Source organism: Sorangium sp. So ce406 (assembly GCF_051474675.1).
GTDB lineage: Bacteria > Myxococcota_A > Polyangia > Polyangiales > Polyangiaceae > Sorangium > Sorangium cellulosum_G.
This window is the reverse complement of the sequence record NZ_CP150340.1, coordinates 9980523-9995325: the sequence shown is the minus strand read 5'-3', so window position 1 is coordinate 9995325 and position 14803 is coordinate 9980523. Positions and strand designations below refer to the sequence as shown.

At 71.0% G+C, this 14803-nt stretch carries 14 protein-coding genes; 8 read left to right on the top strand and 6 right to left on the bottom strand.

What is annotated here, in order from left to right; all coding sequences use genetic code 11:
* The first annotated feature begins 53 nt into the window (after positions 1 to 53).
* Complete coding sequence (locus tag WME96_RS37430) at positions 54 to 2117, top strand: S1 RNA-binding domain-containing protein (RefSeq protein ID WP_437286360.1); 2064 nt, start codon at positions 54 to 56, stop codon at positions 2115 to 2117.
* A gap of 82 nt (positions 2118 to 2199) precedes the next feature.
* On the opposite strand, the gene WME96_RS37425 is transcribed toward WME96_RS37430, so the two are convergent.
* Genes WME96_RS37425 through WME96_RS37410 form a run of 4 tightly spaced genes read right to left on the bottom strand, consistent with a single transcriptional unit; the run spans position 2200 to position 6670 of the window.
* On the bottom strand, positions 2200 to 3432 hold the full coding sequence (locus tag WME96_RS37425) for an ABC transporter permease (RefSeq protein WP_061620998.1): 1233 nt from the start codon (positions 3430 to 3432) through the stop codon (positions 2200 to 2202).
* Entirely contained in the window at positions 3429 to 4649 is a 1221-nt protein-coding gene (locus WME96_RS37420; RefSeq protein WP_437286359.1) for an ABC transporter permease, read from the bottom strand. Before WME96_RS37420 ends, WME96_RS37425 begins: the two co-directional genes overlap by 4 nt.
* A complete protein-coding gene (locus tag WME96_RS37415) occupies positions 4646 to 5443 on the bottom strand; it encodes an ABC transporter ATP-binding protein (RefSeq protein WP_437286358.1) in 798 nt (265 codons plus the stop codon). The genes WME96_RS37420 and WME96_RS37415 overlap by 4 nt, the downstream gene beginning before the upstream one ends.
* Positions 5444 to 5449: 6 nt before the next feature.
* On the bottom strand, positions 5450 to 6670 hold the full coding sequence (locus tag WME96_RS37410) for an efflux RND transporter periplasmic adaptor subunit (RefSeq protein ID WP_437286357.1): 1221 nt from the start codon (positions 6668 to 6670) through the stop codon (positions 5450 to 5452).
* A 324-nt stretch (positions 6671 to 6994) separates the two neighbouring features.
* On the opposite strand from WME96_RS37410, the gene WME96_RS37405 reads away from it, so the two are divergent.
* The 7 genes from WME96_RS37405 (at position 6995) to WME96_RS37375 (ending at position 11455) form a co-directional block, all read left to right on the top strand.
* Positions 6995 to 7600 (top strand): FKBP-type peptidyl-prolyl cis-trans isomerase, encoded by a 606-nt coding sequence (locus WME96_RS37405; protein WP_437286356.1) that lies wholly within the window; start codon positions 6995 to 6997, stop codon positions 7598 to 7600.
* A 41-nt stretch (positions 7601 to 7641) separates the two neighbouring features.
* A complete protein-coding gene (locus tag WME96_RS37400) occupies positions 7642 to 7872 on the top strand; it encodes a hypothetical protein (protein WP_437286355.1) in 231 nt (76 codons plus the stop codon).
* Positions 7869 to 8171 (top strand): DUF1844 domain-containing protein, encoded by a 303-nt coding sequence (locus tag WME96_RS37395; RefSeq protein ID WP_061621004.1) that lies wholly within the window; start codon positions 7869 to 7871, stop codon positions 8169 to 8171. The genes WME96_RS37400 and WME96_RS37395 overlap by 4 nt, the downstream gene beginning before the upstream one ends.
* The gene (locus WME96_RS37390) at positions 8168 to 9316 is read left to right on the top strand and encodes a S1C family serine protease (RefSeq protein WP_437286354.1); all 1149 of its coding nucleotides are present in this window, start codon (positions 8168 to 8170) and stop codon (positions 9314 to 9316) included. Before WME96_RS37395 ends, WME96_RS37390 begins: the two co-directional genes overlap by 4 nt.
* A 113-nt stretch (positions 9317 to 9429) precedes the next feature.
* Positions 9430 to 10236 carry a sigma-70 family RNA polymerase sigma factor gene (locus tag WME96_RS37385; protein WP_437286353.1) on the top strand — a complete coding sequence of 269 codons (807 nt, stop codon included), beginning with the start codon at positions 9430 to 9432 and terminating at the stop codon, positions 10234 to 10236.
* Positions 10233 to 10937 carry an anti-sigma factor family protein gene (locus tag WME96_RS37380; RefSeq protein ID WP_437286352.1) on the top strand — a complete coding sequence of 235 codons (705 nt, stop codon included), beginning with the start codon at positions 10233 to 10235 and terminating at the stop codon, positions 10935 to 10937. The genes WME96_RS37385 and WME96_RS37380 overlap by 4 nt, the downstream gene beginning before the upstream one ends.
* A complete protein-coding gene (locus tag WME96_RS37375) occupies positions 10937 to 11455 on the top strand; it encodes a hypothetical protein (protein WP_437286351.1) in 519 nt (172 codons plus the stop codon). Before WME96_RS37380 ends, WME96_RS37375 begins: the two co-directional genes overlap by 1 nt.
* A 31-nt stretch (positions 11456 to 11486) precedes the next feature.
* On the opposite strand, the gene WME96_RS37370 is transcribed toward WME96_RS37375, so the two are convergent.
* A complete protein-coding gene (locus WME96_RS37370; RefSeq protein WP_437286350.1) occupies positions 11487 to 12686 on the bottom strand; it encodes a sensor histidine kinase in 1200 nt (399 codons plus the stop codon).
* Entirely contained in the window at positions 12683 to 14710 is a 2028-nt protein-coding gene (locus tag WME96_RS37365; RefSeq protein ID WP_437286349.1) for a PAS domain S-box protein, read from the bottom strand. The genes WME96_RS37370 and WME96_RS37365 overlap by 4 nt, the downstream gene beginning before the upstream one ends.
* Positions 14711 to 14803: the final 93 nt, after the last annotated feature.

Sequence of the window (14803 nt, the reverse complement as noted above, 5' to 3'; positions counted from 1 at the left end):
AGAACGCGAGCACGTTTCGCCCCCATCGGCATGCGTTGTCGCGCGAGGCGCGGATGAATACCCACGAAAATACCACCACGCCGGCGGACGCGCCGGCAGCTCCGGCCGACCAGGGCGGCCCGCTCGAGTCGTCGAACGCTGCGCCCGAGCAGGCAGCCCAAGCTCACGAGGCGGGGTCCACCTCCCCGCCGGAAGCGAGCGGCGAATCTGGCGGAGAAACATCGCCGCAGGCGAGCTCGACCCAGTCCGAGGCAACCCCCGCCGCAGCGGCAGCCGCCGCCCAGGCGAGCTCTGCCGACGACGACGACTGGGAAGAGCAGCCGGGCGACAACATCGGCAACCGCGTTCCGGGTCTACCGCGGGATGACATCGGCAACCGCAGGCCGGGTGCTCCTCCGGGCAGGCGGAGCCCTCCGGCGGCCGCGAAGCCCGCGCAAGCCGGGAAGCCTGCGCAGGCCGCGAAGCCGGCGCCGGCCGGCGAGGCTGGCGCGGCCGCGCCGGCGGAGGGGGGCGCTGGAAAGAAGCGCCGCCGTCGCCGCCGTCGCAAGGGCGGGGAGGAGGCGGGCCAACCCGGGGCCGAGGCGGCCGAGGCGGCCGGAGCCGCGGCCGAGGCGGGCGACGCGGAGGCGTCCGACGCTGCAGAGGACGAGGGCGAGGAGGAGCTGGCGGCCGACGAGGCAGGGGGACAGCCCCAGCCCGGAGGCGAGAAACGCAAGCGGCGCAAGGGTCAAGGTGCGCCGCCGCCGCGCGAGCGCCCGGCCTTCAGCATCGGCGAGGAAGTGTTCGGCAAGGTCAGCAAGATCACTGACCATGCCATCTGGATCGACATCGCTGGCAAGGCCACGGGGCTGTTCGACCGGCGCGAGATCCTCGATGAGGAGCCGCCGGTCGATGGCGACCAGTTCATCGCGACGGTGGCGAGCACCGGGGTGCGCGGGGGCATGCTCCTCCTGTCGAGGGCGCCGGTGCAGCTCGACCAGGCGCGCGCGCGCGCCGAGGCGGCGCTCCAGAGCGGCGAGGCGATCGAGGGGTTCGTGACCGGAGCGGTCAAGGGCGGGCTCGAGGTCGACCTCGGCGGCCTCCGCGCGTTCGCGCCGGCGTCGCACGTCGACCTGCGCCACGGGGCGGACCTCAACTACCTCGTGGGCCAGCGGCTCGACTTCATCGTGACGCAGTTCGCGAAGAAGGGGCGCGACATCGTCGTGTCCCGCCGCAAGATGCTCGAGGAGGAGAGCCGGAAGGCGCGGACCGAGGCGCTCACGTCGATCGAGCCCGGCTCGCTGCACAAGGGCGTCGTGCGCAAGGTCGTCGCCTGGGGCGTCTTCGTCGCGCTCCCCGACGCCGGCGGCGTCGAGGGGCTGGTCCACATGAGCGAGGCGAGCCACGACCGCGGCGCCAAGCTGGCCGACCTGTTCAAGCCGGGCGCCGAGATCGACGTGAAGGTCCTGCGCGTCGACGACAAGGGCAAGCTCTGGCTGAGCCGCAAGGCCGCCACGGTCGACCCGTGGGACGCGGTGAAGGACAAGTACGCGGTCGGGACGCGCCACAAGGGCAAGGTCGCTCGTCTGCAGCCGTTCGGCGCTTTCGTCGAGCTCGAGCCGGGCATCGATGGGCTCATCCACACGGCCGACCTGTCGATGAAGCCGATCCAGCACCCGAACGAGGTGGTGAAGGTCGGCGACGACATCGATGTGGTGGTCGCGAGCTGCGACGCCGCGGCTCGGCGGATCGGGCTTCACCCCGCCCCGCCCGAGGGCGAGGAGAGCGAGCCGCGCCAGCGCGTGCAGCAGGGCAGGGCCGTGAAGGTCGCCGTCACGCAGGTGACGGAAGGGGGGCTCGTCGTCCGGGTGCTCGGCGCCACGGGGCGGGCGGCCCGCGGCTTCATCCCGGCCGGCCACACGGGCACGCAGCGCGGCACCGACCTCCGCAAGGAGTTCCCCATCGGGACCCAGCTCGACGCGAAGATCATCGAGGTGGATCCGCGCCGGGGAGAGGCGAAGCTGTCGATCCGCGCCCTCAAGGAGGACGCCGAGAAGCAGGCGTACCAGCAGTACCGCGCCGGCGTCGCGCGCGAAGCCAAGTTCGGCACGTTCGCCGACCTGATGAAGAAGAGCTGAGCGTGGAGATGGAGGCGCGCGCCGCCCGCGCGGCCGCGGCTCCGCCTCCCCGGGTCGCCGCGGCGGCCCGGGGGAACGCGCGCTACTCGCGTCCGAGAGCGTTCACCGGATCCATGCGCGCGGCGCGACGCGCCGGGAAGAACCCGAAGACGATCCCGATCGCCGTGCTCACCCCGAGCGCGACGCCGAGCGCCACGGGCTCGAGCTTCATCGGCCAGCCGAGGGCGCTCGAGAAGCCGAGGATGACGCCGTAGCCGAGCGCGCTGCCGACCAGGCCGCCCAGCGTGGCGAGCACGAGCGCCTCGAGCAGGAACTGCAGCAGGATGTCGATCTCCCGGGCGCCGATGGCCATCCGGATGCCGATCTCCCGGGTGCGCTCCGTGACCGACACGAGCATGATGTTCATGACGCCGATGCCGCCGACGACGAGCGACACCGCCGCGATGCTGACGAGCAACGCGGAGAGCGCCGCGAAGATCGCGTCCTGCATGGCCTGGAACTCCGCCTGGCTCCGGACGGCGAAGTCGTCCTCGTCACCCTCGCCGATGCGGTGCCGCTGCCGGAGGATCGCCTCGGCCTGCTGCCTGGCGCGCTCGGATGTCTCTGCCGACGTCGAGCTCAGCAAGATCGCGTGCACCTCGCCCGGCCGGGTGGCGACGACGTGCGACCGCATCGTGGTGATGGGCATCAGCACGATGTCGTCCTGGCTCTGCCCGAAGGGCGACGCCCCCTTCTCCTCGAGCACGCCGAGCACGCGGTAGGCCTGTCGGCCGACCCGCACCATGCGGCCGATCGGGTCGAGCGATCCGAACAGATCCCGCGCGGTCTGCGCGCCGATCACGACGACCTTCTCGGAGAGGTTCTCCGAGGCGGGGCTCCACGCCTCTCCCTGGGCCACCTTCCAGCTCCGGATCTCGAAGTAGCTGAGGCGCGTGCCGACGAGCGTCGGGCTCGAGTTCTGGCCCTCGTAGATGACCTGGGCGCTCGACCTGAGGAAAGGCGCCGCGAGCCGGATGCTCGTCGACTCGCGCAGGAGCGCCTGGCCGTCGAGCTCCGAGAGCTTCGCGCCCGTGGTGCTGCGGACGCCCGAGGCGCGGGCGGAGCGCGCGAAGACGATGAGCGAGTTGGAGCCGAGGTTCGAGATCTGCGCGTTGACGTTGGCGCGCGCGCCGCTCGCCAGCGCGGTGACGGTGACCACGGCCGCGACGCCGATGGTGATCCCGAGGATCGTGAGCCCCGCGCGGAGCTTGTTCCGGCGGACGGCGCGCAGCGCGATCACGACCGCGGAGAAGACGCGGGTGAGCGCCGCGATCATTCGTGCCTCAGGGCGGTGATGGGATCCTGACGCGCGGCGCGGCGCGCCGGGAAGAACCCGAAGACGACGCCGATCGTGGCGCTCGTCCCCACCGCGACGACGACCGCGCTGACCGGCAACGTCATGCTCCAGCCGAGCGCCGCGGCGAAGATCTGGATGAGGCCGAGCCCGGCGCCGAGCCCCATCAGGCCGCCGATGAGCGACAGGGTGATCGCCTCGACCAGGAACTGGACGAGGATGTCGCCCTCCGAGGCGCCGATCGCCATGCGGATTCCGATCTCGCGCGTCCGCTCGGTGACGCTGACCAGCATGATGTTCATGACGCCGATCCCGCCGACGAGGAGCGAGACCGCTGCGATCGAGGACAGGAGCATCGTCAAGGTGTCGATGATCCGCTCCTGGGAGGCCCGGAACTCCGCCTGCGTGCGGATCACGAAATCCGGTTCGTCGTCGGGCGCGATCTCGCGGCGCTGCCGGAGGATGCGGTCGATCTGCTCCACCGCGCGGTCGACGGTCCGCTCGCTGGTCGCGGCCGCGATGAGCATCTGCACCCTGCCCGGCGCGCTCGGCACGACGCGCGACCGGAAGCTGCCGATCGGCATGAGCAGCCGATCGTCCTGGTCCTCCCCGAACGGGGATTGCCCCTTCTTCGCGAGCACCCCGATCACCCGGAACGGGTGCTTGCCGATCCGGATGTACTGCCCCACCGCCTCGCCCGAGCCGAACAGGTTCTCGCGGACGGTCTCGCCGATGACGCAGACCTTCGTCTTGAGCTGCTCGTCTGCCTCGGTCCAGCCGTCGCCCTCGTCGACGCGGTACGACAGGATCTCGAGGTAGCTCCGGGTAACGCCCATGATCTGCGTCGCGACGTTGGCCTCTCCGGCCACGATCTGCATCGAGGTCGAGCTGAACGGGCTCAGCGCGGCCACGCTGATCGACTCCTTCAGGATCGCGGCGCCGTCCGCCTCCGACATCCGCACGCTGTCGCGGCGCTTCAGCCCCGACGCCTGCGTCGACTGCGGGAAGATGTAGATCGAGCTCGCGCCCAGGCCCGAGATCTCGCCCAGGATGCGGTTGCGCACGCCCGTCCCGAGCGCCACGACGACCACCACGGCCGCGACCCCGATGAGGATGCCGAGCACCGTCAGGGCGGCGCGGAGCTTCGAGCGGACGATGGCGCGCAGCGCAATCCGGATGGCAGCGAAGTACCCCCTCACGGCGCCTGCTCGTGGGCCTCCGCCTCGGGGCGCGGCAGCGCGGCCAGCGCCTCGGCCGCGTCGACGGGGCGGTCGTTCCTGAGATCGCTGCGGACCTCGCCGTCGCGCATCGTGATCACGCGGCTCGCGCAGGCGGCGATGTCCGGCTCGTGCGTGACGAGGACGATGGTGATCCCGTCCAGGTTGAGCCGCTGCAGGAGCCCGAGCACCTCGTAGCTCGTGCGGGTGTCGAGGTTGCCCGTGGGCTCATCGGCGAGGAGCAGCGGCGGCGAGGTGACGAGCGCCCTCGCGATGGCGACGCGCTGCTGCTGGCCGCCCGAGAGCTGGTTCGGCGTGTGGTGCAGGCGCTCGGCCAGCCCCACCGCGCCGAGCGCGTCGAGCGCCCGCTTGCGCCGCTCCGCGGCGCCGATGCCCCGGTAGACGAGCGGCAGCTCCACGTTCTCGAGCGCCGTGGTCCGCGGCAGCAGGTTGAACCCCTGGAAGACGAACCCGATAAGTCGGTTCCTTACGATGGCGCGCGCGTCGTTGCTGCGCCGGGTGACGTCGAGCCCGTCGAGCCGGTACGTGCCCCGCGTCGGCCGGTCCAGGCACCCGATGATGTTCATCAAGGTGCTCTTGCCCGAGCCGCTCTGCCCGACGATCGCGACGAAATCGCCGTGCTGGATCGTCAGATCCACGTGGCGAAGCGCCCTCACGACGACGGCCTCCGTCGTGTAGTCCTTGCCGACGCTCGAGAGCTCGATGAGCGGCTCGTCTCGGAGCACCGCGGCGACGCCCTGGCTCTGCGGCAGCATCGCGCCTCAGAACAGCCGGGGGCCGCGCCCCCTGCCGCCCGACGACGGACCATCGTTCTCGTCGGTGACGACCTTGACTGGCCCGAGATCGGTCGCGAGCGCGGTGAAGATGCCGTCGGTGATCCCGACATCGACGACGCGCGGCTCGATCTTCTCCGCGCCCGGCGTCGCGTCGGTCAGCACGTAGACGCGGCCCTTCTTCGGCGGGAGCGGCTCGAGGGGCGGCCCCTTGATCTCCTTGCCGTCCTTGTCCCGCTCCGGCGCCGGCTTGAACCGGAGCGCCGCGTTCGGCAGCCGCCGCACCCCCCTGGCCTCGGCGGACCGGATGCTCACCGTCGCCGTCATCCCCGGCCGCAGCTTGACGTCGGGGTTGTCGACCTCGACGACCGCCGCGTACGTCACCACGCCGGACTGGTTCAGGGGGCTGTAGCGCACCTGGCTCACCGTCCCCCGGAACGTCTCGCCCGGGAACGCGTCGACGCTGACGTCGGCTTCCATGGCCTCGCGGAGCCGCCCGACGTCCGCCTCGTCGATGTCGGCGAGCACGCGCATCTTGCGGAGATCCTGGGCGATCACGAAGAGCGTGGGCGCCTGGAAGCTCGCCGCCACCGTCTGCCCGGGATCGATCGCGCGGCTGATGACGACGCCGTCGATGGGCGAGAAGATGCGCGTGTACTGGAGGTTCGTCGTGGAGGAGCGGAGCACCGCCCTGAGCTGGGCCACCTGCGCCTTCGAGGCCGCGAGATCGGCGAGCGCCACGTCGTAGGCGCCCTGCGCCGTGTCCAGGTCGGCCTGCGAGCCGACCCCCTCCGTGACCATCTTCTTCGCGCGTTCGAGCCGCTGCTTGGTCGTCCCGAGCGACGCCTCGGCGCGCACGACGCTCGCGTTCGCCGCCTCGAGCTGCGCCTGGTTCGAGTCGATCTGCGCCCCGAACAGCGTCGGATCGATCTCGGCGAGCACGTCACCGGCCTTCACGATGCTGTTGAAGTCCACGTAAACCTTGGTGATTCGCCCGGAGACCTGCGCGCCGACCTGCACCTCGGTGAGCGGCTTCACCTGCCCCGTCGACTGCACCACCTCGACCACGTCGCCCGTGGTGACGTCGCCCGTGACGTAGCGCGGCGGCGGCGGCGGCCTCGTCCGGATGCGCCACACCACGACCGCCGCGACGATCGCGGCGATCGCCGCGAGGACGCCCAGCCGTCCGAGCCAGCGCTTCGTGCCCACCCGGGAGAGCTCCTGCTCCAGGCTCTCTCGCCCGCGTGGTAGGGGCGGCGCCCCCGCGTGCGGGCCCCGGGGCGACGCGCCGCCGTGGGACCCGTGAGGCGCAGGGGCGGCCGAGGTCGGTCGCGCCGTACCCGGCGGTGCATCGCTGGGCCGAGCGCGCTTCGCTTCCGGACCGACCTGCGCGGCCGGGTCCGACGCGTCGAGAGGGTCGCGGCCGGTCGCCCGAGCCATGGAATCGGCCATCGGACGTCCTCATAGCACGCCGTCCGGGCCGGCGCGGCTCGCTTGAAACCGCGGAACCGCCGTGGCACACCAACGCCGCCTATGGAGTCGCTGCCCATCGCAACGGACACGGTCGTCACGCTGTCCTACGTCCTCTTCAACGAGAAAGGCGAGGCGGTCGACCAGGCGCCCGCCGCGGAGCCGCTCATCTACGTGCACGGATACGCTCAGATCGTGCCCGGTCTGGAGCGCGCCCTCGAAGGGCTGCGCGCCGGCGAGCAGCGCGAGATCACCGTCGAGCCTGAAGACGCCTTCGGCGAGCGCGAGGACTCCGGCGTCTTCGAGGTCGACAAGGCCGATTTCCCGGACGCGGGTGAGGTCGAGGTCGGCGACGAGTTCGTCGCCCAGGGGCCGGACGGAGAGCCGGTCGCGCTCCGGGTCGTCGACATCCTCCCCGATGGCTTCCGGGTCGACACGAACCACCCCCTGGCGGGCCAGAAGGTGCGCTTTCAGGTCCAGGTCAGCGACGTGCGCGCCGCCAGCGAGGAGGAGATCGCGCAGGCTCAGGCCGAGCTCGAGGAGCGCATCGAGGAGTCCGAGAGCGGCGGGTGCTGCGGTCACGACCACGATCACGACCATGACCACGGGCACAGCCACGATCACGAGCACGGGGAACCGCTCGTGACGCTCTCGAAGAAGTCGTCATAAGCCCGCCGCGAACTGGCGGGTCTGTCCGAGGAGATCACAACATGACCGTGGGTGAGAAGGGCAAGCTGACGGAGCTGCACCTCGATCGCCGGGTGCGCGAGCGCCTGCTGGCGAGCGGGACGCTCAGCGCCGCGACCATCGAGTCGCACCTCGCGAGCTTGCCGGATATGGAGGAGGAATCCGAGATGATCGCCGTCGATCAGCCGGCGCTCGGCGCGTCATCGCATGGACCGCGGGTCGAGCCTGAGCTCGACGACGAAGGGTCAGAGTGAGCGACGCGACGGATCAGGAGGACCTCCCTCCGCCCGGGAATCCCCCGGAGCTGCCGACGCTCGACTTCTCGACGTTCGTGCTGTCGATCATCGGCTCCGCCTACGTGCACCTGGGCGACGCGCCCAACCCTGAGGGCAACGAAGAGCGGAACCTGGTCCTCGCGCACCAGGACATCGACCTGCTCACCCTGCTCCAGGAGAAGACCAAGGGGAACCTCACGGGCGACGAGGAACGGCTGCTCGAAACGGCGCTCTACGATCTGCGGATGCGCTACCTCGAGGTCTCGAAGCGGTCGTGACCGCCGGCGCCAGGGCTCTCCCGTGGGTCCTGCTCGCCGGGCTGGTCGCCGCGTGCAGCAAGGCCGCCCCTGGCCACACCTCGAGCGCCAGCAGCTCCTCGGTCCCCTCGGGCGCCTTGCCCGTGGTGGCCACCCCGCCGCCACCCCCCGCCCCCCCGTCTCCTCCCATCGTCCGCTCCGAGGGCATGCCGGGCTCCTTCGCGCCGCTCGCGCGCCGGGCCGATCCGGCGGTCGCGACGGTCAAGGCCCGCGTCGAGCGGCAGCAGCCGGGCGGCCGTCGCCGCACGGTCGCCGAGGGCCTCGGGACCGCCTTCGTCTACGACCCCGAGGGCTACCTGCTGACGAACAACCACGTGATCGAGGGCGCGACCGACATCCTCGTGAGCTTCGTCGATGGCCGCGACATCAAGGCCACCGTCGTCGGCCGCGACAAGCACACGGACGTCGCCGTGCTGAAGGTCGATGAAAAGGGGCTTCCGTCGCTTCCTCTGGGCGACTCGGACTTCATCGAGGTCGGCGACTGGGTCGTGGCGATCGGCAATCCCTTCGGCCTCTCCCACACGGTCTCGGCGGGCATCCTCTCCGCCAAGGGCCGCACCCGGGACGACGTGAAGGGGCTCGATCCGAGCGGCTATTTCAATTTCCTCCAGACGGACGCGAGCATCAACCCGGGCAACTCCGGCGGCCCGCTCCTGAACCTCAAGGGCGAGGTGGTCGGCATCAACGCGGCCGTGCGCGCCAACGCGAACAACATCGGCTTCGCGATCCCGATCAACATGGTGCGGCAGCTCCTGCCGATGCTGCTGCGCGACGGGAAGATCCGGCGGAGCCAGGTCGGGGTGATCGTCGACGTCCTCAACTCGATCGAGGCGGGGCGGCTCAAGCGTCCCGATCGCAAGGGGGCCTGGGTGAAGACGGTGGTGGCGGGGGGGCCCGCGGAGCGGGCCGGGATCGCGCCGGACGACGTGATCATCGCCTTCGAGGGCAAGGCGATTTCCGACCCGAACGAGCTGCGGTGGATGGCGAGCATCGCGGGCGTGAACAAGACCGTTACGCTCCGCGTCGCCCGGCTCGAGCGGCTCTTCGATGTGCGCCTCACGCTCGGCGAGCTCCCCGAGATCAACGAAGAGCCCGATGAGCCGTGAGCCGGGCGGTCCCTGTCTCCTGTCGGGCGCGCCCGCCGGCCGCCGCAGGTCCCACGAGGCAACCTGCGTCGCGGTGTTCCTTGTCCCCCGGCCTCCTCAGGTAAGCTGACCCCGTGGCCTCTGCACCTGCCCCCCCGGACGAGATTGAGCGGGTCGCGCTCCCCGGCGACCCCGGCGAAGAGCCGGGAGAACCGGAAGGCGACGACCCGTCCGCGGACGGCGACCGTCGTGACGCAAAGCAGCTTCACGCGCGCCTGAATAGCGCTTCGGCCCGTGCGTCCAATCGCGAGGCACGACGGCGAGAGGCGGAGGAGGATCGTGAGCTCATCGAGCGGGCGCAGCAGGGGGACCAGGCGGCATTCCGCTCGCTCGTGGAACGGCACCAGCGCAGAGCCTTCGCGATCGCCATGGGGCTCGTGCGCGACGAGAACGACGCACGCGAGCTGGTGCAGGACGCCTTTCTCCGGGTCTACAAGGGCCTCGGCTCCTTTCAGGGCGGCTCGTCGTTCTTCACCTGGCTCTACCGGATTGTCACGAACCTGGCGATCGACCTCATGCGGAAGCCGGGGCGCCGCGACCTCGAGCTCCAGGAAAACCAGGCAGCCGAAGAGCAGTCCGATTTCCCGCTCGTCGCTCGGATCGACGGCGCCGACCCCCTCAACGTCGTCCGGCGCCGGGAGATCGCCGGGCGCATTCAGGCCGCGCTCGACGCGCTGCCGCCTTACCACCGGGGGGTCATCCTGATGCGCGAGGTCGAGGGGATGTCCTACGAGGAGATGGCTCAGGCCATGGGGGTCTCGAAGGGGACGATCATGAGCCGCCTGTTCCATGCTCGTCAGAAGCTTCAGCGTGCCCTCGCTGACTGTTACGCGGAGGAAGAGGGCAAGGGCCCCGCAGCGGACCCGGAGGAGATCGCGTGAGTACCGCCAACAGCAGCAAGGCGAACCACGGGGAGGCGAGCGCCCCGCCGACGGACCTGGAGCTGATGCTCTACGTCGACGGTGAGCTCGATGAAGCGAGGCACCGGCAGGTGGAGGACTACGTGCTCCACGACCCGCGCTGCCGCGCGAAGGTCGCAGGGCTCGTCACCGCGTCCGACATGATCCGGGACAGCGCGCTGGCCTCCGGCGCGGCGGACAGCATCGCCGATGCGGTGATGGCGAAGATCGGCGAGGGATCGGGCGCGGCCGCGAAGAACGACGGCGGCGCCGCCGCGCGGCCTCTCGCCGTGTCGCCGTCGGGCGAGCCACCTCGCGGCCCGGCGCGCCTCCGCGGATCGCCGGCCAACGACAACGCGCGCGGGATCTTCGCGCTGACGGCGCTCGCGGTGGCCGCGGCCGCCGCGCTGATGGTCTGGGGCCGGATGGACGTCGAGGCGCCCACCGCGGCGCTGCCGGCGCGGACGGTTCCCGAGGCGCTCGCCCCTGCGCCCGCGGCGCCGCCGAGCGAGCCCGCCGCCGCGCCGAGCGCCGAGGGCGAGATCGAGCCCGGCGTCGAGATCGCCGCGGTCGACTTCGGGGCGCGCATGGGCAGCATCTTCTACGTTCCGCGGGAGGCCGTGGCTTCAGGCCCGACGACCACGGTGGTTTGGCTCTCCGATGACGGTCCGGGAGGACAGTGATGAGATTTCATGCGAGTGCGATCACCGCGATGATGGTCCTGGCGCTCGGCGCGAGCCCTTCCCTTGCCGTCGCGCAAGAGAAGGCGCCGGCCCCCGCTCCGGCGGCGCCGTCCGAGGCCGCGGTGACGTCCGAGGTCGTGGTCCTCCACGCGACGAACGACGGGACCGGCATCGATCCGAAGATCGGCAAGATGCCCGAGCTCGGGAAGCCGCCGTTCTCGGCGTACAACAGCTACAAGCTCCTCGATCGGCTGAAGATCAGCCTGCAGAAGGGCAAGCCGACGACCACCAAGCTGCCGAACGGCAGCGTCCTCATGGTGTCGCTGAAGGACGTCGTGGCCGCGAAGAAGCAGGACGAGCCGAAGCGCTTCGTCATCAGCGCGAGCATCCAGAAGCCCGGCGGCAACACGTTCCTGCCGCTGCTCGAGGTGAACGCCAAGGCCGGAGAGAACTTCTTCGTGGCGGGTCAGCAGCACCTGGGCGGCGTGCTCGTGCTCGGCGTCAAGGTCGCGCCCTGAGCGCGATCTGAGCCCTCGGGGCGCACGGCGCTCAGCGGCGCCCCGAGGACGGCAGCGCGATCGGCAGGTCCAGGTAGAAGACGGTGCCGCGCGGCGCGCGCGGTGCCGCGCGGATGGCGCCGCCGTGCGAGGCGACGATGTTCCGCACGATGCTCAGGCCGAGCCCGGTGCCGGTGCCGTCGGTCTTGGTCGTGAAGAACGGGTCGAAGATCCTCGGCAGGTGCTCGGCCTCGATCCCGTGCCCTTCGTCCTGGATGGTCACCGTGATGTGGCCGTCGTTCGGTGACATCGCGGTCGCGATGTCAAGGCAGCCGCCGCGCTCGTGCATCGCGTGCGCCGCGTTCGTGAACAGGTTCACGAACACCTGCGTCAGCGGGTCGATGACGCCGTGCACGGGCGGTATCTCGCCGAAGCACTTCTCCACGGTGACGCCCGTCTGATCGAGGAGGTGCTCGCAGAAAACGAGCGCGCGCTCGATGATGTCGTGAAGGGAGACGGCGCCCGGCTTCTCCGTGGACGGCCGCGAGTAGGCGATCAGATCGCGCGTGAAGCGGCGGATGCGATCCGCGGCCTCGTTGATCCTCGCGAGCCGCTCGATGTCCGAGGGGTCGAAGCCGCTGCGCTCGCCCTTGCGGCGCAGGTACTCGGAGTAGGCGAGGATCGAGGTGAGCGGGTTGTTGAGCTCGTGCACGACGCCGGCGGCCATCTTCCCGAGGGAGGCCAGCTTCTCGGCCTGGATGATCTGATCGCGCAGCGACTGCTGCGCGCGCGCCTCGCGGATCGTGATCCGCAGGGCGAGCGCGAGCCGGTCGATCAGCGCTCCGATCGGCGCGCTGTCGAGGTACCCGGCGTCGTCGGCCGCGATGTGCACGCTCGAGCGACCCTCGGGCTCGATCGACGCGACGCGCTCGAACGCGAACTCGGGCAGGAGCCGCGCCGGATCGCGGGTGTCGTCGCGGCGCGCGCGCGGCGACACCCGGACGACCACCTGCGCGCCGGCCGCGCCGGGGATGCAGACGCCGAGCCCGCAGCCCGCGAGCGCCCTCTCGGCCGCGCCGAGCAGCGCCGAAGCGCGCTGCTCGACGGAGGCGGAAGGATCGAGCTCGCTGGCCGCGAGCAGCAGGCTGTCGATCCACTCGAGCGGGATGTCTCGGGTGAGCGGCTTCCGGAGCGTGACGGGAGCGTCGGACGACGGCTGCTCCCCCAGGTGCTCCGCGGTCCTTCCGCTCACCCGATCACCCTGCTCGGATCGTCGCCGCTCGACCGATCGAGATCGATGATCTTCGCGGCGCCGACGTAGGACTTCGTCTCGTAGCGGGTGATCTTGCCGATCTTGCGGACGATCTCCGCCATCCGCTCGGCCTCGCTGCGGATCGTCGCCGCCGCGCCCTTGATGGGGGACGCGTCGTCGATCCGACGGCAGATCAGCTCGGCGTAGCCGAGCACGCTGGTGAGCGGCTGGTTCAGCTCGTGCGCGGCGGCGCCCGCCAGCTCGGCGATGAGGGCCTGCTTCTCGCGGGCGCGCAGCTCCTCCTGCGCCTCGGTGAGGCGGGCTTCCATCCGCATCCGCTCGCGCAGGTCCGTGAAGATGCCGACGGAGCCGACGGGCACGCCGTTCTCGAAGATGAGCGCCGCGGAGAGGTGCACCGGGATGCGCGACCCGTCCTTGGCCAGGACCTCGGTCCGGTAGCCCTCGAGCCGGCCGGGGCCGCCGTGCTCCTTCGCGTGGATGAGCCTCATGATCTGCTCGGCGTTGTGGTCGGGGTACAGCGCGCGGACGTTCATCGCGCCGACGACCTCCTTCGCGTCGTAGCCGTAGATCCGCTCGGCGGCGCGGTTGAAGAGCAGGACGACCCCCTCCATGTTGGCCGAGACGATCGCGTCGACGGAGCTCTCGATGACCCGCTCGAGGAACTCTTTCGTCTTGGTGAGCTCCGCCTCGGTGGCGCGCTCCGTGGTGACGTCGCGGAAGCTGACCAGGACGGCGCCGCTCTCCTCTCGGAGGACGCTGCTGAAGCTGAAGCTCAGGATGAGCTTCTCCTGCTCGGGCTCGCCGCGCCGCACGGTGAAGTCCACCATGTGCGGGAACGACCCCTTCGCGAAGCCAGCCCGGATCTCCTCGAGGAGCGGGAGCTCGCGCGCGTCGACGAGGTCGGCGAGGTTGGCCTTCTCGAGGTCCTCGGCGGTGCGCCCGGTGATCGCCTGCGCGCGCGGGTTGGAGAAGAGGATGTGGCCGTCGGGATCGACGACGATGATGCCGTCCGCCGTCGAGTGGAAGAAATCGGCGTAGCGCTGGAGCGCCTTCAGGCGGCGCTCCGCCTCGAACCGGGCGAAGGTGCTCTGCTGCGTCTGATCGCGCAGCGACTGCAGGATGCGCGCGTTGCGCAGGGCGATCGCGGTGGCGCTCGCGACGGTGCGGGCGAGCGAGAGCTCGTGCGCGTGGGGGGCCACCGGCTGCCGGCCGCGCAGGAAGAGCACCCCGAGCGGCTTGTCCTCGAACAGGATGGGCAGGAGCGCGAGCGAGCGGAACGCGTTCTCCGGGAGCTCCGCGCGCACGATGTCGAAGAGCGGGTGCGCCTTCGCGTCGTCGATCACGAGCACGTCGCCCGTGCGCATGACCCGCTGGATCTCCGGGTATTTCCCGAGGTCGATCGGCAGATCCCGGAGCTCCTTGTCGTCGCTCGCGGCGACCACGTAGCCGACGTCGCCCTGATCGCGCACGAGCACGATGCTGCAGCGGTCGACGCGGGCCACCTCGGCGATGCGCCGCACGACCGTGAAGAGGATGTTCCGGAAGTCGAGCGTCGACGAGAGCGCCTGCGTGAGCTCGAGGACCACCTTCGCGTCGTGCTCTTTGCGCGCGAGCGCGTCGACGTAGTCGCGGATCCGGAGCTGCCCGCGGATGCGGGCGATGAGCTCCGCCGGGCGGAACGGCTTGCGGATGAAGTCGTCCGCGCCGAGCTCGAAGGCGCGGGCGACCTCCTCGTCGGCGTCGAGCGCCGTCAGCACGACGACGGGGACGTCCTTCGTCCGGGGGTCGTCCCGCACGGCGCTGAGGACGACGTACCCGTCCGGGGGCGGCATCACGAGGTCGAGCAGCACGAGCGCGGGGACGCTCGCCTTCAGCCAGACGAGCGCCTCCGCGCCGGAGGTGACGGCGATGGTCTCGATGCCCGCGTCGGCCAGCGCGCGCAGCAACATCTGCCGGCTGACGGCATCGTCATCGACGACGAGCACAGGATCGCGGCGAGACACACCGCAAGCTTATCGATTCCGCGCTGCGACGATGAGAGAATTTCCCAGGAGGGCGCGATCGCAGCGCAGACGCTCGACCCCGGCGCATCGACG

What these genes read in the sequence shown, in the direction of transcription:
- WME96_RS37430 (WP_437286360.1), top strand. Translation starts at nt 54, where the DNA reads ATGAATACCCACGAAAATACCACCACGCCGGCGGACGCGCCGGCAGCT.
- WME96_RS37425 (WP_061620998.1), bottom strand. Translation starts at nt 3,432, where the DNA reads ATGATCGCGGCGCTCACCCGCGTCTTCTCCGCGGTCGTGATCGCGCTG.
- WME96_RS37415 (WP_437286358.1), bottom strand. Translation starts at nt 5,443, where the DNA reads ATGCTGCCGCAGAGCCAGGGCGTCGCCGCGGTGCTCCGAGACGAGCCG.
- WME96_RS37405 (WP_437286356.1), top strand. Translation starts at nt 6,995, where the DNA reads ATGGAGTCGCTGCCCATCGCAACGGACACGGTCGTCACGCTGTCCTAC.
- WME96_RS37400 (WP_437286355.1), top strand. Translation starts at nt 7,642, where the DNA reads ATGACCGTGGGTGAGAAGGGCAAGCTGACGGAGCTGCACCTCGATCGC.
- WME96_RS37375 (WP_437286351.1), top strand. Translation starts at nt 10,937, where the DNA reads ATGAGATTTCATGCGAGTGCGATCACCGCGATGATGGTCCTGGCGCTC.